We start from the raw sequence: 20017 nt of genomic DNA on the forward strand, positions 1-20017 counted from the left end.
ACAACAATGATGTTGAATGTGAAGACCTCTTCGCTGGCAAGCCAGCTCCTATAGGGTTTTGCATCCAGCTTGCCCGCGATGGCGCCCTGTCAGGTGCGAATGACTTGCTGACTCAGCGCCGAACTTGCTTCAGGGTTTCAGCAATAAGGAACGCCAACTCCAGCGATTGATCGGCATTCATCCGCGGGTCGCAATGGGTGTGATACCGATCCGACAACCCATCTTCGGTAATCGGCCGAGCCCCACCGATGCACTCGGTCACATTCTGCCCGGTCATCTCGATGTGGATACCGCCGGCATAACTGCCTTGCGCTTCGTGAACCTGGAAGAACTGCTTCACTTCGCCGAGGATCTGCGCGAAATCTCGGGTCTTGTAGCCGCTGCTGGCCTTGATGGTATTGCCGTGCATCGGGTCGCAACTCCAGAGCACCTGCTTGCCTTCACGCTGCACCGCGCCGATCAACTGCGGCAAGTGATCGCCGACCTTGTTCGCGCCCATCCGCGCGATCAGGTTCAGGCGCCCCGGATCGTTGTCCGGGTTGAGCACGTCGATCAGGCGGATCAGGTCGTCGGGGTTCATGCTGGGGCCGACCTTGACCCCAATCGGATTGTTCACTCCGCGCAGGAATTCGACATGGGCGCCATCGAGCTGACGGGTGCGATCGCCGATCCACAGCATGTGCGCCGAGCAATCGTAGTAATCGTTGGTCAGGCTGTCGCGACGGACGAAGGCTTCTTCGTAGTTCAGCAGCAGCGCTTCGTGGGCCGTGAAGAAACTGGTTTCGCGCAATTGCGGCGAACTGTCCATGCCACAGGCACGCATGAATGCCAGGGTTTCATCGATGCGATCGGCCAGGTGACTGTACTTTTCAGCCAGTGCCGAGTTGGCGATGAAGTCCAGGTTCCACTTGTGCACCTGATGCAGGTCGGCAAAACCGCCCTGGGCAAAGGCGCGCAACAGGTTCAGGGTCGCGGTGGACTGGTGATAGGACTGCAGCAGGCGCTCCGGGTCCGGCACGCGGCTTTTTTCGTCGAAACCGATGCCGTTGACGATGTCGCCCCGATAGGCCGGCAGGGTCACGCCATCGATGGTTTCGTCATTGGCCGACCGCGGTTTGGCGAACTGCCCGGCCATGCGCCCGACCTTGACCACCGGGCAACCGGCAGCAAAGGTCATGACGATCGCCATTTGCAGCAGCACTTTAAAGGTGTCGCGGATTTTCGCGGCGGAGAACTCGGCGAAGCTTTCGGCGCAGTCGCCACCTTGCAACAGAAACGCGCGACCCTGGGTCACTTCGGCAAACTGACGGCGCAACTCCCGGGCTTCACCGGCAAAGACCAGCGGCGGATAGCTGGCCAGGGTCTGCTCGACGTGCTGCAAATGTGCGGCGTCGGGGTAACGGGGTTGTTGCTGGATCGGCAGGGCGCGCCAGCTGTCAGGACTCCAGGGTTGGCTCATCGCGGTCTCTAGTGTTTTACGCTCGGACTGTCATGTTATCAGCAATTAGTGCGTGACCTGTTCCCGTCGCTTCGCGGACAATCGCGCCTTTGCCGCGCCACGCCGCGGTTTCAATGTGTTGCCTGCCGGGCGACGACCAGGAGACAAGATGACTGAGGAGCGCGTCGAGCATCTGCTCGCCGAGGTACAGGATGAGTTCGGCGTGATTCGCGTGCTGGAAGTGGCCGATTACCGTTTTCTCGAGTTCGGTGATGCCATCGAGCAAAGCTGCGTGTTCACCGCGGACCCCAGCTGGCTCGAATACGATTACACCCGCGCGATGCTGATCGGCGCGCTGTGCCACGAACAGCCGGAAAACGCGCTGTTCCTCGGGCTGGGGGCCGGTACCTTGACCCAGGCTTGCCTCAAGTTCCTGCCGCTGGAAGACGTCGAAGCCATCGAACTGCGCCCCGACGTGCCGCGCCTGGCCATCGAATACCTTGGGCTGGATGACGATCCGCGCCTGTATATCCGTGTCGGCGATGCGCTGGAGCTGCTGGATACGGCGGAACCGGCGGACCTGATTTTCGTCGACCTCTACACCGATGTCGGCCCGGGTGTCGGGCATCTGGCGTGGAGCTTCCTGGAGAACTGTCAGAAACGCCTGAACCCGGGGGGCTGGCTGGTGATCAACCAGTGGGCGACCGATGACGGCAAGCCGTTGGGCGCAGCGTTGTTGCGCGGGCTTTATCACCGGCATTACTGGGAGCTGCCGGTGAAGGAGGGCAATGTGATTCTGCTGGTGCCTGCGGAGCTGGATCAGGAACTGGACATGGACGGCTTGATCGCCCGGGCCGAAGGGCTGGCGCCGCGGTTGGGGTATTCGTTGCAGTCGCTGATCAAGGCCATCCGCCCGGCAACCTAATGGGGGGGCTGTCAGGGCCTCTTCGCGGGCAAGCCTCGCTCCTGCAAATTGACGTCGTTCGCCGGAAATGTGAACGACACCAAACCTGCAGGAGCGAGGCTTGCCCGCGAAAGCAATATCCGCATCGCCACAAACCTCAAAGCCCTTTGAACACCCCAGGCCGCTTCTCGACCATCGACCGCACACCTTCCTTGGCATCCTCACTGGCCAGCAACTTCTTCACCAGCGCCGGCAACGCCTGGGCCGCCGCCGTTTCCCCTTCATAACGCGCCTGCCGGGCCGACATCAAGGTCGCCTGCACCCCAAGCGGCGCCTGCCGGGCGATCCGCTCCGCCAGCTCGAGCGCTCGCGGCAGCAAATCCTCACTGGCCATGACTTCCTGCACCAACCCCAGGTGCAAGGCGTCATGGGCGTCGAATTCATCGCCGGTCAGCAGCCAGCGCATGGCATTGCCCCAGCCCGCGACTTGATGCAGGCGCAACGTCGCGCCGCCGAACGGGAATATGCCGCGCTGCACTTCCTTCTGGGCGAAGCGAGTGTTGCTCGCGCACAGGTTGATATCAGCGGCCAGCATCAGCTCGATACCGATGGTCAGGCAATAGCCTTGCGCGGCGACGATCACCGGTTTGCTCACCCTGGGCCCGGCAAACACCCCCCACGGATCACAGCCGCCTGGCGGTGCCTGCCAGCCTTCGGCCAGGGCCGCGCTGGCGTTGATCAGATCGAGCCCGGCGGTGAAATGCTCGCCATGGCCAAACACCACCGCCACCCGCGCCTCGCTGTCGGCCTCGAATTCGCCATAGGCCAGGCTCAACTCATTGAGCAGGTCGAGATCGAAGGCATTGCGCTTGGCCACCCGATCCAGACCGAGCAACAGGACATGACCGCGACGTTCACGGGTTACACGACTGCGGCCGGGCTGATTCATGGGGCATTTCCTCGGGCGGGAAGGGATTGTCGGACTGGCGGCCTGGGCTGCCTCGATGAACCGTTTTAGCGCGATCGCCAGCAGGGCCGGGGCCTTTGAAAAATAGACCGTTGCACGATTATCCGCAAAGCCTGTGACATAACGGTGTATACGTCAGTTTTCCGACAAATAATGCTCCCTTTTTGGCCGATTTCCGGTATAGTGCGCGCCGGCCTTTAACCGGGCCGCGTTTAGGTAGCGCAATTCCCCGAAGCCAGCTTCGGCTGCACGTTCGCACAGCGAACTCTTCCTTGACGAATCTTTTTCATTCATTCGTTTTCGCAAATCCCCGCCGACAAAGCAGCCAGGGCGACTCTTGAGTCTTACACGGCATGCGCAGCTTTGGAGCATGGGTCTTTGCGGATGCACTTAGAGGCAGACCCATGACCCAGGAAACCGGCGGCTTCGCCGCTTTTAATCTTAATCCGAATATTCTTGCAGCCGTCATTGCGACTGGCTACGAAGAGCCTTCGGCTATTCAGCAGCAATCGATCCCGATCATCATGGCCGGCCACGACATGATTGGCCAGGCGCAAACCGGTACCGGTAAAACCGCCGCGTTCGCCCTGCCAATCCTGCATCGCATCGATCCTGCCAAGCGCGAGCCGCAAGCCCTGATCCTGGCGCCAACCCGTGAGTTGGCGCTGCAAGTAGCAACCGCTTTCGAAACCTACGCCAAGCAAATGCCGGGCGTTACCGTTGTGGCCGTTTACGGCGGCGCCCCTATGGGTCCACAACTGAAAGCAATCCGTAATGGCGCACAGATCGTTGTCGCCACGCCGGGCCGTCTGTGCGACCACCTGCGTCGCGACGAAAAAGTCCTGTCGACCGTGAACCACCTGGTTCTCGACGAAGCGGACGAAATGCTCAAACTGGGTTTCATGGACGACCTCGAAGTTATCTTCAAGTCTCTGCCGCCAACCCGTCAGACCGTATTGTTCTCGGCGACCCTGCCGCAGTCGATCCGTGCCATTGCCGAGCGTCACCTGCGTGATCCGCAGCACGTGAAGATCCAGACCAAGACTCAGACCGTTACCGCGATCGAACAGGCTCACCTGTTGGTTCACGCTGACCAGAAGACCTCGGCTGTATTGAGCCTGCTGGAAGTCGAAGACTTCGACGCCCTGATCATGTTCGTGCGCACCAAGCAAGCGACCCTGGACCTGGCCAGTGCCCTGGAAGCCAAAGGCTACAAAGCCGCCGCGCTGAACGGTGACATTGCCCAGAACCAACGTGAACGCGTGATCGAATCCCTCAAGGATGGCCGTCTGGACATCGTTGTGGCGACCGACGTTGCCGCCCGTGGCCTGGACGTTCCGCGCATCACTCACGTGTTCAACGTTGACATGCCGTACGACCCAGAGTCCTACGTGCACCGTATCGGCCGTACCGGCCGTGCCGGTCGCGAAGGTCGTGCACTGCTGCTGGTAACTCCGCGTGAGCGCCGCATGCTGCAAGTGATCGAGCGTGTAACCGGTCAGAAAGTGGCCGAAGTTCGCCTGCCGGACGCTCAAGCTGTTCTTGATGCCCGCATCAAGAAGTTGACTAACAGCCTGTCGCCGCTGGTGGCTGATGCCGAATCGACTCACGGTGAGTTGCTGGACCGCCTGACTGCCGACATCGGTTGCACCCCGCGTGCCCTGGCCGCTGCGCTGCTGCGCAAGGCCACCAACGCTCAGGCGCTGACCCTGGCTGCAATCGAGAAAGAACGCCCACTGGTGCCGAACAACGCACCGCGTGGCGATCGTCCTGAGCGTACCGGTGATCGTCCGGACCGTGGTGATCGCGAGCGTCGTGCTCCGGTTCCATTGGCCGAAGGTCGTGCCCGTTGCCGTACCGCGCTGGGCGCGCGTGACGGTATCGCGGCGAAGAACCTGCTGGGCGCTATCCTCAATGAGGGTGGTCTGGCTCGCGAAGCAATCGGTCGCATCCAGGTGCGTGACAGCTTCAGCCTCGTCGAGCTGCCGGAAGATGGTCTGGAGAAGCTGCTGAGCAAGCTGAAGGACACTCGCGTTGCCGGTAAGCAGTTGAAGCTGCGTCGCTATCGCGAAGATTGATCCGCTCTCGGGCTGATTGATCGAACATAAAAAATCCCCGACTGGTTCGGGGATTTTTTTATGCCCGGGTTTTGCCTCAGGGTTTGGCGTTGGCGTAGAGATAGTCCGTGGCCAATGACGCCAGCGTCCGCACGCCGACCACCAGCGCCGCCTCATCGACAAAGAACCCCGGATTATGATTCGGCGCCGCCTTGCTCATGTCCTGGTCTTTGGGCGTGACCCCCAGGAATACAAACAACCCCGGCGCTTCCTTGGCGTAGAAGGAAAAGTCTTCGGCGCCACCCACCAACGGCCCCTGCACCACATCGTCCTTGGCTGCCCAGCGCAAGGTCGGCAGCATTTTCTCGGTCAGCGCCGGGTTGTTGATCGTCGGGTCATACTTCTCGATGATCGTCACTTCAGCCTTGGCGCCGCCGCTTTCGGCGATTTTCTCCACGGTCTGGCGTACGTCGGCGTGCAGCTTCTGGCGGATGGCATAGTCGTAGGAGCGGATGGTGCCGCTCATGTCCACGGACTCGGGAATGATGTTGTAGCGGGTGCCGCCGTTGATCGTGCCAATGCTGACCACCGACGGATAGGACGAAATGTCGGTACGGCGGCTGACCACGGTTTGCAGGCCGACGATGGTTTGCGCACCGACGGTGATCGGGTCGATGCCGTCCCACGGGCGCCCGGCATGGGTCTGCTTGCCGAGAATCTTGATGCGCAGGTCATCGGAGCTGGCCAGGGTCGGGCCAGGGCGATAGGCGATCCGGCCGGCGGGGACACCCGCCCAGACGTGCAGGCCAAACACCGCGTCCGGTTTCGGCGATTCCATCACGCCTTCTTCAATCATCATTTTCGCGCCCCAGGTGTTTTTGCCGTCGGGGATAAAATCGCTCGGGCCTTCTTCTGCCGGCTGGAAATAGAACACTACCGTGCCGGGCAGGGTGTCGCGCATGCCGGTGAGGATTTTCGCCGTGCTCAGCAGGATGGCGGTGTGCGCGTCGTGGCCGCAAGCGTGCATCACGTCGACCTCTTTGCCGAGGTAGGTGCCTTTGGCTTTCGAGGCGAAAGGCAGGTCCGAGACTTCCTTGACCGGCAGCGCATCCATGTCGGCGCGCAACGCGACGGTCGGTCCGGGCAGGGCGCCTTTGAGGATGGCCACCACGCCGGTGCGGGCGACGCCGGTTTTCACCTCAAGGCCCATGGCCCGCAGTTGTTTGGCGACCAATTGCGAGGTGCGTTGTTCGGTGTTGCCCAGTTCCGGGTGGGCGTGGATATCGCGGCGGGTTTCCAGTAGCTCGGGCTCCAGGGCCTTGGCCTGTTCGGCAATGTGCGTGCGCGCGCCTTCGAGTGTGTCGGCGCTGGCGTGACCGGCCAGTGCGCCGAACAGGGTCAGCAAACAGGTTTGTGCGATGCGGGTCAGCTGCATTGGTAATCTCCATGATTGTTGTTTTTTTTGCTTCAGTGCCAACACGGTCCCCTGTAGGAGCTGGCTTGCCAGCGAAAGCGGTGTGTCAGTCGACACATGTATTAACTGACCCTCCGCCTTCGCTGGCAAGCCAGCTCCTACAAGGGTGGCGGTGTCGGGGGGGAATCGATGAAGGTCACCCGAGTGCTGGCGTTAAGTGCTATTCCTGAACCTGGCCGCCACCGGCCGTGATCACTTGCACACTCATGCGTGGCGTCGCCAGATCGAAGCCGGCCTCATCCAGATGGCGCTTGAGTGACAGGTTGAACGCCCGTGACACCTCCCACTGCTTGATCGGCGCGGTCTTGAAACGGGCGCGCAGGATCGCATTGCCCGACTCGAAACTCTCGACCCCCTGGATCTCCAGTGGCGACCAGATATTGCGCCGTTGCAGCGGATCGGTGCGGATCTTCTGCCCGACTTCGCGCATCAGTTTGATCGCGTTATCGATGTCCATGTTCGAAGGCACTGCCACCCGGAAGATGGCGTAGCCGAATTCCCGCGAGTAGTTCTTGATGCTTTTGATTTCGCTGAACGGAATGGTGTGGACGATGCCGTCGATGTCCCGCAGGCGCACGGTGCGGATGGTCAGGCCTTCGACGGTGCCCAGGTGGCCGCCGACGTCCACGTAGTCGTCGATGGCCAGGGAGTCTTCGATGATGATGAACAACCCGGTGATCAGGTCGGCGACCAGCGACTGGGCACCGAAACCGATGGCCAGGCCGATCACCCCGGCGCCGGCCAGCAGCGGCGTGACGTTCATGCCCATGTTGGCCAGGGCGACGATCAGCGCGATGATGAAAATGGCCACGAACAGCACGTTGCGGATCAGCGGCATCATCGTCTGCGCGCGGGCGTTGGCCAGGCCTTTGCGCGAGCGGGTGAGGGCGTGGTGCACGGCGGTGTCGCTGAGAATCCAGATCAGCCAGGCAAAAATCAGCGTGCCGCCGAGGCTGAACAGTTTGACGCTGATTTCATGGCCTTCGCCTTCAGTGAAGGCGATCAGCGACAGGCCCCAGACCCGCAGGCCGAGCTCGATGAATGCCAGCCACACCAGCAGATGGGCGAGGGTGTAGAAGAAGCTTTTCAGGCGATCGGAGTACAGCGCATGCCGCTTCACGCCTCGCTGCGGTTTGAGCGAGTGGCGGCGCACCAGCCCGTTGATGACCATGCACAGCACCAGCAGCACGGTGCAGATCAGCGACTGGCGCAGCGCCGTGCTGGTGTCGCCGGCTGAAACAAAAGTGGCGAACAGCGAAATACCCACCAGCACCAGGGCAGGTATGTACCAGAAGGTCCCGAGGATATCGATGGTGTCGCTGAGCGCGCGGCGGGTCAGGCGTCGGGACAGTGGCTGGTTGCGGATCAGGTGAGCGATAGGGCGCCGGAAGCGCAGAATGAACAGTCCGGTGGACAGCGCGGCCAGGACATTGGCAATCGTTGCCGCGGTGTGCGCCAGGTGCGTGCCGAGGCTTTCGACCAGGCGCGGATCACTCAAGGCTTCACCGAACGCGGCGAAGCTGCCGATCAGCCACAACGGCCGAAAGGCCTGGTGGCGCAGGATATACAGGGCGCGGTGGCGGTGCGGTCCGTCGAGTACGGAAAAAGCGATGACGCAGATCGCGGAGAAACAGGTACCGACCACCAGCGCATACGCCAATACCATGGCCAGGCTTTTACCCAATGACGAGGGCAGGGCGTAGCTCATGTAGACCGTCATCACCAGCGCAATCAGCCACGGCCCGAGTTTGCGCAAGGCGAAGCGCAGCATGTCCAGGGCGCTGGGATGTTGCGGCAACTCTTCGGTCAGGCCGAAGCGCATGCGCACACGGTGGCTGAGCCAGATAAGCACGGCGGCGAGCAAGCTCCAGACCATCAGAATCATGGCAAAGGCAAAGATGATCGGCAGCCATTCATTGGCCGGCACGATCAAGGCGTTCAGTTCGTCCTTGGCGAGATCGTACTCTTCGGACCAGCGCGTGAGCGGGCTGTCTGCACCGGAAAACTGCTTCTCCAGACTGGCAAGCGTTCCACCGATCAGCCCGAGCACACCCTGTTCGGTGGCGGGTTGGGCCTTTTTGGTGGCATCGCGCAGCTTTTTCAGGTCGGTCAGCAACTTGGATCGTTGCTGATCGTTCTCCAGCGACTTGATGACTTCGTCCAGGGACTGCCCCAGGGGTTCTTGCGCCTCTGGCTGGGACTTCGCCGAACCGCCGAGCATGCCCGGCAAGCCGACTGCCTGGGCAGGGGCCAACGGCAGCAGCGTCATGAGGCAGACGAGGAGGAGGGATGGCAGGGCAAAAAGACGAGCGAACACTAGGCGGTCAACCTCGGATGAGCGGATCGAGCGAGTGTACGAGCCTGTCAAAACCAATGCGAGCCGGGGTAGAGGATTTATTCGTTGAGTTTGGCGAGGATCTTGAACACCACGGTGGCGAGAATCGTCAGCATGCCGATCCACATCGCGAACACGCCCAGGTTCTTGTCGCGAAAATTGAAGCCGATCGCCAGTAAGATCATCCCGGCGAGGATCGGGATCAGCATGGCGTGGAACGAAGACATCGTGATCATGAGCGACTGCCTTGTCGAAGGGGATGATTGAAGTCTAGGTGGCTTTTGCGCAACCGGAGGTGATGTCTGTAGGAACGAGCTTGCTCGCGATGGGCTTGAACGATAACGCTTGAAACCTGACAGCCCGGGGCGCTCTCAGGTTCTTCGCGAGCAAGCTCGCTCCTACAGGGTAATGCGGGGCTACGGCAACTCGCGGCAGGCGTAGAACGCGCTCAGCACCTTGACCAGGTGCGCCAGGTCATGGCTGCCGCACAGCTCGCGGATCGAGTGCATGGCGAACGTCGGCAAGCCGATGTCGACGGTGCGCACGCCCAGGTGGCTGGCGGTGATCGGGCCGATGGTCGAGCCGCAGCCCATGTCGCTGCGCACCACGAAGCTCTGCACCGGGACTTCTTCGGCCATGCACAGATGGCGGAAGAACCCGGCGGTTTCGCTGTTGGTGGCGTAGCGCTGGTTGCTGTTGACCTTGATCACCGGGCCGGCATTGAGTTTCGGGCCGTGGTTGGCGTCGTGCTTGTCGGCGTAGTTGGGGTGCACGCCGTGGGCATTGTCGGCCGAGACCAGCAGGGATCGCTGAATGGTCCTTACGAATTCATCACCTTCAGGCAGCAGGCGGCGCAGGGTTTGCTCGAGCATCGGGCCATCGGCACCGCAGGCGGAGCTGGAGCCGACTTCTTCGTGGTCATTGCAGACCAGCACGCAGGTTTCGTCGGTCTCGGTCGTCAGCAAGGCTTGCAGGCCGGCGTAGCACGACAGCAGGTTGTCCAGGCGCGCACCGGCGATGAAGTCGCCATGCAGGCCAATGATCGCAGCGCTTTGGGTGTCGTAGAAGCTCAGCTCGTAATCCAGCACCACGTCGGCGTTCAGCCCATGCTCCAGGGCGAGCTGGTTGGTGAGCACGGCGCGGAAGTCGACCCGTTCGTCACCGGCAAATTGCGCGAGTATCGGTGGCAGCTCGGTCTGGGCGTTGATGGCCCAACCCATATTGGCTTCGCGATTGAGGTGAATGGCCAGGTTCGGGATCGTGGCGATCGGTGCCTTGAAGTCGACCAGCTGACTCTCGACCTTGCCGTCACGGCGGAAGGTCACGCGGCCGGCCAGCGACAGGTCACGATCGAACCACGGCGCCAGCAGCGCGCCGCCATAGACTTCCACGCCCAGTTGCCAGAAGCCCTGGCGTTGCAGTTCCGGCTGGGGCTTGACCCGCAGGCAGGGGCTGTCGGTGTGGGCGCCGACCAGGCGAATCCCGCCGTGCAGCGGCGAATGACGGCCCATCTTGATGGCGACGATCGAAGAGTCGTTACGGGTGACGTAGTAGCGACCATGGGTTTCGGTGGTCCATGGCTCGCGCTCGTCGAGGCGTTGATAGCCCGCCGCTTCCAGGCGCTGTACCAGGCTGGCGGTGGCATGAAACGGGGTAGGGGAGGCCTTGAGGAAGTCGATCAGGCCTTGGTTCAACTCTTCGCGCATAAGTAGCTCCAGACAGCAATGGCGCCAGTTTAACGTATTGGTCACAGAATTGGCGGTGGGCTGACGGTGTTGCGTCTGCAGGTGATCCCTGTGGGAGCGGGCTTGCCCGCGAAAGCTGACTCAAGTTCAACAATGATGTTGCCTGTGCCGCCGCCTTCGCGGGCAAGCCCGCTCCTGCAGGTTGGTGTGTGTTCCGCCTAGAACGGTGCCGGGCATTCGAATCGCAAGCGTTCGCCGGTTTGCGGATGGGTGAAGCTGAGCATGCTGGCGTGCAGGCACAGGCGCGGCCAGGCGGCCAGGGCCTGTTCGTGTGCATAGAGCCCGTCACCCAGCAGCGGATGACCGATGGACAGCATGTGCACGCGCAGTTGATGGGAGCGGCCGGTGATCGGCGTCAGCTCGACGCGGCACCAGTCGCTGCAACGTTCCAGCACGCGCCAGAAGGTCAGGGCATGCTTGCCGAATTCATGGTCCACCACGTGGCGTGGTTTGGTCGGCGGGTCGTAGCGCAGGGGGAGGTCGATGCTGCCACTGTCGAGTTCCGGTTGACCCCAGCACAGTGCGGTGTAGGCTTTTTCGGTTTCACGGTCGTGAAATTGCCGAGACAGCTCGCGATGGGTGTCCGGATCACGGGCCAGCAGAATGATGCCGGACGTTTCCCAATCCAGTCGATGGACGATTCGCGCTTCCGGGTAGCCGTTTTCTTGCAGGCGGGTAATCAGGCAGTCCTTGTTGTCGTCAGCCCGGCCGGGGACGGAGAGCAACAGGGTCGGCTTATCCACCACCAGTACGGCGGCGTCCTGATGGATGATGCGGATGTTGGACAACGGCATTAAAACAGCCTCGTAACAAACGCCAACGGCGGCTCAGGCCTCCAACGCCCTTTGTAGGAGCGAGCTTGCTCGCGAAGGTGTGTCAGCTACATTGATGTCGACTGATACACCATCGCGAGCAAGCTCGCTCCCACAAAGGCCCGAAGAGCCTGAGCCGCCGTGGCTCCTTTCTGATCGACTAGCGGTCAGGCAGGGTGATATTGAGTTCCAGAATCGAGCAGCTGCCCTGGTTTTCCAGAGCGACGTGCACGTCATCGGACCCGATATTGACGTACTTGCGGATCACTTCCACCAGTTCCTTCTGCAAGGCTGGCAAGTAGTCCGGCGTACTGCGCTGGCCGCGTTCATGCGCCACGATGATCTGTAGACGCTCTTTCGCTACCGAGGCGGTACTTGGCTTCTTGTTGGCACGAAAGAAGTCAAAAATGTTCATTACCTACCTCCAAACAGGCGCTCGAAGAATCCCTTCTTCGTGACATCGAGGAAGCGATGTTCCACGGTTTTACCCAACAGACGATCGACCGCATCGCTATACGCCTGGCCGGCGTCGCTCTGATCGTCGAGGATTACCGGCACGCCGGAGTTGGATGCCTTGAGAACCGCCTGGGATTCCGGAATGACACCCAGCAGGGTGACCGCCAGGATTTCCTTGACGTCTTCGACGCCGAGCATTTCGCCGTCACTGACCCGTTGTGGGTTGTAACGGGTCAGCAGCAAATGTTCCTTGATCGGATCTTCGCCCTTTTCAGCGCGGCGCGACTTGCTGGCCAGCAGGCCGAGCATGCGGTCCGAGTCACGTACCGAAGACACTTCCGGGTTGGTCACGATGATCGCTTCATCGGCGAAGTACATCGCCAGGTGAGCACCTTTCTCGATACCGGCCGGGGAGTCGCAGACAACGAATTCAAAGTCTGCCTTGAGCGCCATCAGGACTTTTTCCACGCCTTCGACAGTCAGCGCGTCTTTGTCGCGGGTCTGACTGGCGGCCAGTACGTAGAGGTTTTCCAGGCGTTTGTCTTTGATCAACGCTTGCTGCAGGTTGGCTTCGCCGTTCACGACATTGACGAAGTCATACACCACGCGACGTTCGCAACCCATGATCAGGTCGAGGTTACGCAAGCCGACGTCGAAGTCGACGATGACTGTTTTGTGACCACGCAGAGCGAGGCCGGTACCGATAGCGGCGCTGGTGGTGGTCTTACCCACACCACCCTTGCCGGATGTAACCACGAGAATCTTGGCCAAGGTGTTTCACCCCTAAGGAAAAAGGACTTTTAGCCCCTGAAAAACATCTCTTGAAAAACTACTGCAGTCGGACAGCCTTGGCTGGAATCCGGTTCAGAGCGGCACTTACTTACGGTAAACACTGCTTGTAGCCTTTTTCCTACTTCGTTTGAGCCGTTTTCGCTACGTTTTAGAGATGCTTGGAAAATGCGGCAGTATCCGTTAAAGCCGAATGATGTTCAACACATCGCCCGACAGGCTGACCTGCACGCCCGAGCCCCACAAAGGGTCGCGACGCAGGTCCTCCGACACCTTGTAATGGCCTGCAATGGAGACTAGTTCAGCGCTCATCTGCTGACAGAAAATCCTGGCTTTGGTGTCGCCTTTGACCCCGGCCAGCACACGACCGCGCATCGGGCCGTATACATGGATGTTCCCATCGGCGAGAAGTTCCGCCCCGGGACTGACCGACGAGACCACCACCAGATCGCAACCCTGGGCATAAATCTGCTGGCCACCGCGTACCGGCGACGTGATGATCTTGGTCGGCTTGATCGTCGGCTCCGGCGGTTTCTCCGGTTTTTTCTTCACCTCGCCTTCGTTTGGGTCCAGCGCGCGTTCCCGGGCGCCGGACGGTGGCAGCACCGGCAGGTCGACCGCGATGGCGGCGGCGATGTCCTCGATGCGGCTGGCACGGATCGCCAGGGTGCGCAGGCCGTGCTGGCGGCAAATGCGCATCAGGCCGGGCAGATCGACGGCGCCTTCGTGGGGCGGCAGTTTGTCCAGGGCCAGCACCAACGGCGCGTTGCTGAAGAAGTTAGGCGCCTGGGCCACCTTGGCGGCCAGTTGCCGATCGAGGTTCTCGAGGTCGTTACGGGCCAGTTCCAGCACCGTGATGGCAAGCATGCTGCCCTTCAACTGGAACACGGGATCTTGGTCTAGCGGATCGATTTTGCTCATGTCGGCATACAACGGCTTGTCACTAAAAGTGCCGAGACTTATAACGAGAACGCCCGCGGGCCGCAAGCCGGGTCGAACGATGTAGAATGCCCGGCCACTGTCTTGACGGAAGCTTTAATGGATCGCCCGCGTTTTCGAACAGCATTTATTTCTCCGCGTTTCTGGCCGCTGTGGTGCGGGCTGGGGCTGTTGTGGCTGATTATCCAGTTGCCGTATCCGGCATTGCTGAGTATCGGTCGCGCCCTGGGTGCATTGATGTATCGAGTGGCCGGCGACCGACGGCGCATAGCCAAGCGCAATCTCGAGCTGTGTTTCCCTGAAAAAACCGCTGCCGAGCGCAAGCGCCTGCTCAAGGAAAACTTCGCCTCCACCGGCATCGCCTTCTTCGAGATGGCCATGAGCTGGTGGTGGTCGCGCGAGCGCCTGGCGAAACTGGCGCATGTCGAAGGGCTGGAGCATTTGCAAAAGGCGCAACGCGAAGGCAAGGGCGTGATCCTGATGGCCGTGCATTTCACCACGCTGGAAATCGGCGCGGCGCTGCTCGGCCAGCAACACACCATCGATGGCATGTACCGCGAGCACAAGAATCCGTTGTTCGACTACATCCAGCGCCGCGGTCGCGAGCGGCACAACCTCGACTCGCTGGCGGTGGAGCGCGACGATGTGCGTGGCATGCTCAAGCTGCTGCGGGCCGGCCGGGCCATCTGGTACGCACCGGACCAGGACTACGGCGCCAAGCAAAGTATCTTCGTGCCGCTGTTCGGCATTCAGGCCGCGACCGTCACGGCCACCAGCAAGTTTGCCCGGCTGGGCAAGGCGCTGGTGGTGCCGTTCACCCAGCAGCGCCTGGCGGATGGCAGCGGGTATCGACTGGTGATCCATGCGCCGCTCGAAGGTTTCCCCGGCGAGTCCGAAGAGGCCGATTGCATTCGCATCAATCAGTGGGTCGAAGGCGTGTTGCGCGACTGTCCGCAGCAATACCTGTGGGCCCATCGCCGCTTCAAGAGCCGTCCGCCGGGCGAGCCCAAACTGTACGCAAAACGCGATTGATCGATCCCTGTAGGAGCTGGCTTGCCAGCGAAGTCGATTTTTCATCCAACATCTTCATTGGCTGATACACCGCTTTCGCTGGCAAGCCAGCTCCTACAGGTATTGTATTAGACAGGGTTGGAGCAATGACAATCCGATCCAGCAGCCTGGAGTGTTGCCATGAGTCCTGTTAAACCGGTCACAGGCTTGATTCTTTCCGGTGGCGGGGCCCGGGCGGCCTATCAGGTCGGTGTGCTGGCAGCGATTGCCGAACTGCTGCCGGTGGGGGCAAGCAATCCGTTTCCAGTGATCGTCGGCACGTCGGCCGGGGCGATCAACGCGGTCAGCCTGGCCAGTGGGGCGATGGATTTTCGCGGCGCCATCGAAGCGCTTACCGCGTTCTGGCAGGGCTTTCGCAGTCACCTGGTACTGCGCAGCGACTGGCCCGGGGTGATCCATCAGGCCAGCCGTTTTGTCAGTCACAACCTGATGGGCATCGGCGCCCAGGTTCCAGTGGCCCTGCTCAACAGTTCGCCGCTGCGCGGACTGCTCAACGACAAACTGCACATGACCGGGATTGACGAAGCCATCGCGCAGAAGCAGCTGCAGGCAGTGGCGGTGACCGCGTTCGGTTACGAGTCCGGCCAGGCAGTGACCTTTTATCAGGGCGGCGGCACCATCGACGCCTGGTTGCGCCATCGACGAATCGGCGTGCCGACTCAGTTGACGGTCGAACATTTGCTGGCGAGTTCCGCCATTCCCTTGCTCTTTGCCCCGGTGAAAATCGGCGAAGAATATTTCGGCGATGGCGCGGTACGCCAATCGGCACCGATCAGCCCGGCCCTGCACCTGGGCGCCAGCCGCGTCCTGGTGGTGGGTGTCAGCGGCAACCCCCGCGGCGTCGACCCGCAGCAGCCGCTGCAACGGGCCTACACCGGCCAGCAGCCGACCCTGGCGCAGATCGGCGGGCACATGCTCAACAGCACGTTCATTGACAGCCTGGAAAGCGACATCGAGTTGCTGCAGCGTCTGAATCAGTTCAGTCATCTGCTGCCCGACGGCACCCCGACCCGCGCGCTCGGCGTGGCGCCGGTAGAGGTGTTGGTGATATCGCCGAGCCAGCCGATCGACGAAATCGCCGCGCGCCACCGCCAGGAATTACCGGCGGCGCTGCGCCTGTTCCTGCGCGGGCCGGGGGCGACCAAGACCAGCGGGGCGGGGGTGTTGAGTTATCTGCTGTTCGAGGCGGGGTATTGCAGCGAGTTGATTGACCTGGGGCGGCGGGATGCGTTGGCCAAGCGGGGTGAGTTATCCCGGTTTCTCGGGTTGGCGGAGCCTGTGGTTACAGCTTGAGATCGGCGGCGTGGCCATCGCGGGCAAGCCACGCTCCCACAGGGTTTTTGTGTCGTCCACCTGACTGGCGTACGACACCAAACCCTGTGGGAGCGGGCTTGCCCGCGAAGGCGTCCTCACAGACGCCACGCCAGGCAATGATCAGAAGTGCAACTTCACCAGGAAGCTGGTAGTGCTCTGATCGGTCTTGAACACCTGGCTATCCTTGATCCCGTACTTATCCGACCAATAGTCGTACTCGACCCCAACATACAACTGCTTCTCACCAAAATTCAGCGCTTTACCCAGGTCATATTTAACCTGTGGGTTGAAGTGCAAGTTGGCGTGGTAATCGCCTTTGGCGTTGGAGTCGTTGTCCACCACCCAGTCCATGAAACCATCGATCAGGATGTTCGAGTTGCCCACGGGAATGGTGTAGGACCACACCGGCGTGATCTGCCAGACGTTGTCGCCCGCACGGCTGCCCTCGGTGTGGCGCTGATAGAAGTTCAGCTGGAAGTAGTCGAAACCCGGGATCGCCAGGTCGAAACCCGGGCCGATCAGGTAGGACTCGGTATCGCCTTCACCGAACTCGTAGGTCATGGCCAGCAGGACGTCTTTGATCGGGCCGAATTCGATTTTCTGGTCGAGGACCTTGCCCAGGGAAATACGCGGCTGGAACTCACCGTAATAGGTGTTCGGGCCGGCATTGAAGTCTTTTTCGCCGTTGTAGAAGATCTTGTCGACGAAGAAAAAGTTATCCCCATAGGTCCAGGCGTCGGCATGTTCGAAGGTGACGGTCTGCTGAATGCGCGGGTTGACCTGGAAGTCCTTGCCATACAGATAGGTCAGGCTGTTGTTCTGCCATTGCAGCAAGTCGCCGGCCATGGCCTGGCCACCGGCCAGCAAAGATCCCGCGAGCATCAGGCTAGTGCACGTACGTTTCATTCGGTTGCTCCCAAAAAGTTGGTGTTCCACGTTATTTTTCTAAGGTCGGCGCTCTGGTCTGGCACCTTTTTCTCAAGCTGTAAAAATTCGTCCAATCGGTCAGCTTTATCGCTGTTGGCAAGCGCTGCGCCAAGGCTTTCGCAACGCACAAAAACTCCCGCTCGGCTGCTCGAAAACAGTCGATTGAGAGGAGTTTTGGATGGCCTTGATACCGTCCAGAGCCGGGATAAGTTGGCTTTCTGGTCAGGAATTAAATCCGGGCTTTTTTTTAAAGCGGATTCGGGCGGCCGCGGAGAATACTGACTCCTTGGCCTGGTCTCAAGTGCCCCGCAACAGCGCACCGACCGCAGGCTGGGGGTACGGTTGCGGGCCATGTTAGAAATGCACCTTCACCAGCAGGCTGGCAGTGCTTTCATTAGTGTCCAGGTTCGAACTGTTTTCGACCCCGTACTTGTTTTTCCAGTAGCTGTATTCGGTGCCGACATAGAACTGCTTCTGGCCCCAACCCAGGGCTTTGCCGAGGTCATATTTGATCTGCGGGTTGATGTGCAGGTTGGCGTGGTAGGTGCCGCGCGAGTTCTGATCGTTGTCCACCACCCAGTCCAGATAACCATCGATCAACAGGTCCGATTTGCCCAGTGGAATGCTGTAGGACCAAGCGGGTGTGATCTGCCAGACACCGTCGCCGGGGCGCGGGCCTTCGGTCTGGCGGTGATAGAAATTGAGGGTGAAATAGTTGAAGCCCGGCACAGCGAGGTCGAAGCCGGGGCCGATCAGGTAGGCCTCGCTTTCGCCTTCGCCATACTCGTAAGTCATGGCCAGCAACACATCCTTGATCGGGCCGTATTCGAAGCGGCGGTCGAGGATCTTGCCCAAGGACAGACGCGGGCTGAACTCGCCGTAAAAGGCGTGGCGGCCTTTGCTGCGGTCTTGTTCGCCGTTGTAGAAGACCTTGTCGACGAACAGGAAGTTGTCGCCATATTTCCATCTGTCGGCATGTTCGAACGTCACCGTCTGCTGGATCGCCGGGTTGATCGCGAAGTGCTTGCCGTACAGGTAGCTCAGGCTGTTGGTCTGCCACAGCAGCAGATCGCCGGCCATGGCCTGGCTGGCGGCCAAAAGACCACCGCTCAACAGTACGCTTGTGTGTGTCCGGATCATCTGTTGCTCCCTCTTGTTGTTATTGTTCGAGGCACAGGCAGCCACTGACCTCTGGCTGGTGGGGCTGGCTTTTTTTGTAGGAGCTGGCTTGCCAGCGAAGAGGCCGGCAAATCCGCCATCAATGTCGTCTGACACACCGCTTTCGCCAGCAAGCCGGCTCCTACAGGGGGTTGTGGTGTCAGTGTGGGGGAGCGTGGCAGTCGTTGATGGCCGCGCGTTCGGCGCCACCGAGGATGTTGAACAGCAGGTTCAGCGACAGCGCACTCAGCGTGGCCATCGCAATGCCGCTGTGGGTGATCGGGCTCATCCACAGCGGCAGGTGGGCGAAAAATTCCGGACGCACCACCGGGATCAACCCCATGCCGATGCTGACGGCCACCAGCAACTGATTGCGACGGTCACCGATGTCGGCTTCCTGGAGAATCTTGATGCCGGTGGCGGCGACCATGCCGAACATGGCAATGGCCGCACCGCCCAATACCGCCGGTGGAATCGACGCCACCAGGAATGCCGCTTTCGGCAGCAGGCTCAGCACCACCAGCAAACCGCCGGCGACAATCGTCACCGAGCGGCAGCGCACGCCGGTCATCTGCACCAGGCCGATGTTCTGCGCGAACGAGGAGTGGGTGAAGGTGTTGAAGAACCCGGCGAAAAACGAGGCGCCGGCATCACAGAGCAGACCGCGACGCAGCATCCGCGGGCAGACTTCCTGGCCGGTGATCTTGCCCAGCGCGAGGAACATCCCGGTGGACTCGACAAAGATGATCACCACCACCAGGCACATCGAAAGGATCGGCGCGAGCTCAAACTTCGGCATGCCGAAATGCAACGGGGTGACGATTTGCAGCCACGGCGCCTGGGCCATGCCGCTGAGGTCGACCATGCCGATCAAGCCGCAGATCACGTAGCCCAGGCACATGCCGATCAGCACGGAAATGTTGACCCAGAAACCGCGCATGAAGCGATGAACCAGCAGAATGGTGGCCAGTACCAGGGCCGCGATGGCCAGGTAAATCGGCGAGCCGAATTGTGCGGCGCCAGCACCGCCACCGGCCCAGTTCACCGCCACGGGAAACAGCGACAAACCGATCGAGGTGATGACCGTGCCGGTGACCAGCGGCGGGAAGAAACGCACGACTTTGGACATGAACGGCGCGATGAGCATGCCGAAGAACCCGGCGGCGATGGTCGCGCCGAAGATTCCCTGCATGCCGATGCCCGGCATGCCGGCCATCGCCACCATGCTGCCGACTGCCGCGAAACTGGCGCCCATCATCACCGGCATGCGGATGCCCATCGGGCCGATGCCCAGCGATTGCACGATGGTGGCGATCCCGGCGACCAGCAGGTCGGCGTTGATCAGGAAGGCGATTTCTTCACGGCTCAGACCAGCGGCCTGACCGATGATCAGCGGCACGGCGATGGCTCCGCCGTACATCAGCAAAACGTGTTGCAGGCCGACCAGGATCAGTTGCAACAGGGGCAAACGTTGAATGGCGGGTGCGTCGGGGATGCGCGCTTCGGATAGCTCGGACATGCAACACCTCGGATCTTTTTTATTCTTGTGATTGACAGCCGCAGTGCTGCTGGCAGCTGTTTTTTGAATCAGGTGGACCGCAGCGCGGCCAATCGCCGGCAAGCCAGCTCCT

At 61.0% G+C, this 20017-nt stretch carries 18 protein-coding genes; 4 read left to right on the plus strand and 14 right to left on the minus strand.

Annotated features, from left to right (window positions below; translation table 11 throughout):
- Nucleotides 1-112: 112 nt before the first annotated feature.
- Nucleotides 113-1459, minus strand: a complete 1347-nt coding sequence (locus tag ELQ88_RS10665) for a 3-deoxy-7-phosphoheptulonate synthase class II (RefSeq protein WP_128871817.1) — start codon at nt 1457-1459, stop codon at nt 113-115.
- Nucleotides 1460-1607: 148 nt separating this feature from the next.
- Between ELQ88_RS10665 and ELQ88_RS10670 the strand changes: the two genes are divergently transcribed.
- Complete coding sequence (locus ELQ88_RS10670) at nt 1608-2363, plus strand: spermidine synthase (RefSeq protein ID WP_128871818.1); 756 nt, start codon at nt 1608-1610, stop codon at nt 2361-2363.
- A gap of 136 nt (nt 2364-2499) precedes the next feature.
- On the opposite strand, the gene ELQ88_RS10675 is transcribed toward ELQ88_RS10670, so the two are convergent.
- The gene (locus ELQ88_RS10675; protein WP_128871819.1) at nt 2500-3291 is read right to left on the minus strand and encodes a crotonase/enoyl-CoA hydratase family protein; all 792 of its coding nucleotides are present in this window, start codon (nt 3289-3291) and stop codon (nt 2500-2502) included.
- A 422-nt stretch (nt 3292-3713) separates the two neighbouring features.
- Here ELQ88_RS10675 and ELQ88_RS10685 point away from each other — a divergent pair, with 422 nt between their 5' ends.
- On the plus strand, nt 3714-5387 hold the full coding sequence (locus ELQ88_RS10685; RefSeq protein ID WP_128871820.1) for a DEAD/DEAH box helicase: 1674 nt from the start codon (nt 3714-3716) through the stop codon (nt 5385-5387).
- Nucleotides 5388-5463: 76 nt separating this feature from the next.
- Here the strand turns inward: ELQ88_RS10685 and ELQ88_RS10690 are convergent, their stop codons facing one another.
- From ELQ88_RS10690 to minC, 8 genes are all read right to left on the minus strand, one after another.
- The gene (locus ELQ88_RS10690) at nt 5464-6801 is read right to left on the minus strand and encodes an amidohydrolase (RefSeq protein WP_138964957.1); all 1338 of its coding nucleotides are present in this window, start codon (nt 6799-6801) and stop codon (nt 5464-5466) included.
- A 199-nt stretch (nt 6802-7000) separates the two neighbouring features.
- Nucleotides 7001-9157, minus strand: coding sequence for a mechanosensitive ion channel domain-containing protein (locus ELQ88_RS10695; protein WP_138964959.1), 2157 nt, complete (start codon nt 9155-9157; stop codon nt 7001-7003).
- A 77-nt stretch (nt 9158-9234) separates the two neighbouring features.
- Nucleotides 9235-9411 carry a hypothetical protein gene (locus tag ELQ88_RS34285; protein ID WP_178084680.1) on the minus strand — a complete coding sequence of 59 codons (177 nt, stop codon included), beginning with the start codon at nt 9409-9411 and terminating at the stop codon, nt 9235-9237.
- Between the two features lie 180 nt (nt 9412-9591).
- Nucleotides 9592-10881 carry a M18 family aminopeptidase gene (locus tag ELQ88_RS10700; protein ID WP_128871823.1) on the minus strand — a complete coding sequence of 430 codons (1290 nt, stop codon included), beginning with the start codon at nt 10879-10881 and terminating at the stop codon, nt 9592-9594.
- A gap of 197 nt (nt 10882-11078) precedes the next feature.
- Nucleotides 11079-11714 carry an RluA family pseudouridine synthase gene (locus ELQ88_RS10710; RefSeq protein ID WP_128871824.1) on the minus strand — a complete coding sequence of 212 codons (636 nt, stop codon included), beginning with the start codon at nt 11712-11714 and terminating at the stop codon, nt 11079-11081.
- A gap of 178 nt (nt 11715-11892) precedes the next feature.
- On the minus strand, nt 11893-12147 hold the full coding sequence (minE, locus tag ELQ88_RS10715; protein WP_007944431.1) for a cell division topological specificity factor MinE: 255 nt from the start codon (nt 12145-12147) through the stop codon (nt 11893-11895).
- On the minus strand, nt 12147-12959 hold the full coding sequence (gene minD / locus ELQ88_RS10720; RefSeq protein ID WP_128871825.1) for a septum site-determining protein MinD: 813 nt from the start codon (nt 12957-12959) through the stop codon (nt 12147-12149). Before minD ends, minE begins: the two co-directional genes overlap by 1 nt.
- 201 nt (nt 12960-13160) lie before the next feature.
- Nucleotides 13161-13898 carry a septum site-determining protein MinC gene (minC, locus tag ELQ88_RS10725; protein WP_128871826.1) on the minus strand — a complete coding sequence of 246 codons (738 nt, stop codon included), beginning with the start codon at nt 13896-13898 and terminating at the stop codon, nt 13161-13163.
- Nucleotides 13899-14015: 117 nt separating this feature from the next.
- On the opposite strand from minC, the gene ELQ88_RS10730 reads away from it, so the two are divergent.
- A complete protein-coding gene (locus tag ELQ88_RS10730) occupies nt 14016-14948 on the plus strand; it encodes a lipid A biosynthesis lauroyl acyltransferase (protein ID WP_128871827.1) in 933 nt (310 codons plus the stop codon).
- Between the two features lie 159 nt (nt 14949-15107).
- Nucleotides 15108-16280 carry a patatin-like phospholipase family protein gene (locus ELQ88_RS10735; RefSeq protein ID WP_138964961.1) on the plus strand — a complete coding sequence of 391 codons (1173 nt, stop codon included), beginning with the start codon at nt 15108-15110 and terminating at the stop codon, nt 16278-16280.
- Nucleotides 16281-16421: 141 nt separating this feature from the next.
- Here ELQ88_RS10735 and ELQ88_RS10740 read toward each other — a convergent pair whose 3' ends face one another.
- From ELQ88_RS10740 to ELQ88_RS10755, 4 genes are all read right to left on the minus strand, one after another.
- Complete coding sequence (locus ELQ88_RS10740; RefSeq protein WP_128871828.1) at nt 16422-17207, minus strand: outer membrane protein OmpK; 786 nt, start codon at nt 17205-17207, stop codon at nt 16422-16424.
- Nucleotides 17204-17581, minus strand: coding sequence for a hypothetical protein (locus tag ELQ88_RS10745; protein ID WP_138964962.1), 378 nt, complete (start codon nt 17579-17581; stop codon nt 17204-17206). Before ELQ88_RS10745 ends, ELQ88_RS10740 begins: the two co-directional genes overlap by 4 nt.
- Before the next feature lies 1 nt (nt 17582).
- Entirely contained in the window at nt 17583-18368 is a 786-nt protein-coding gene (locus ELQ88_RS10750; RefSeq protein WP_138964964.1) for an outer membrane protein OmpK, read from the minus strand.
- A gap of 178 nt (nt 18369-18546) precedes the next feature.
- Nucleotides 18547-19905 (minus strand): nucleobase:cation symporter-2 family protein, encoded by a 1359-nt coding sequence (locus ELQ88_RS10755; RefSeq protein ID WP_128871831.1) that lies wholly within the window; start codon nt 19903-19905, stop codon nt 18547-18549.
- Nucleotides 19906-20017 lie beyond the last annotated feature (112 nt).

The organism is Pseudomonas sp. MPC6, assembly GCF_006094435.1.
Taxonomy (GTDB): Bacteria; Pseudomonadota; Gammaproteobacteria; order Pseudomonadales; family Pseudomonadaceae; genus Aquipseudomonas.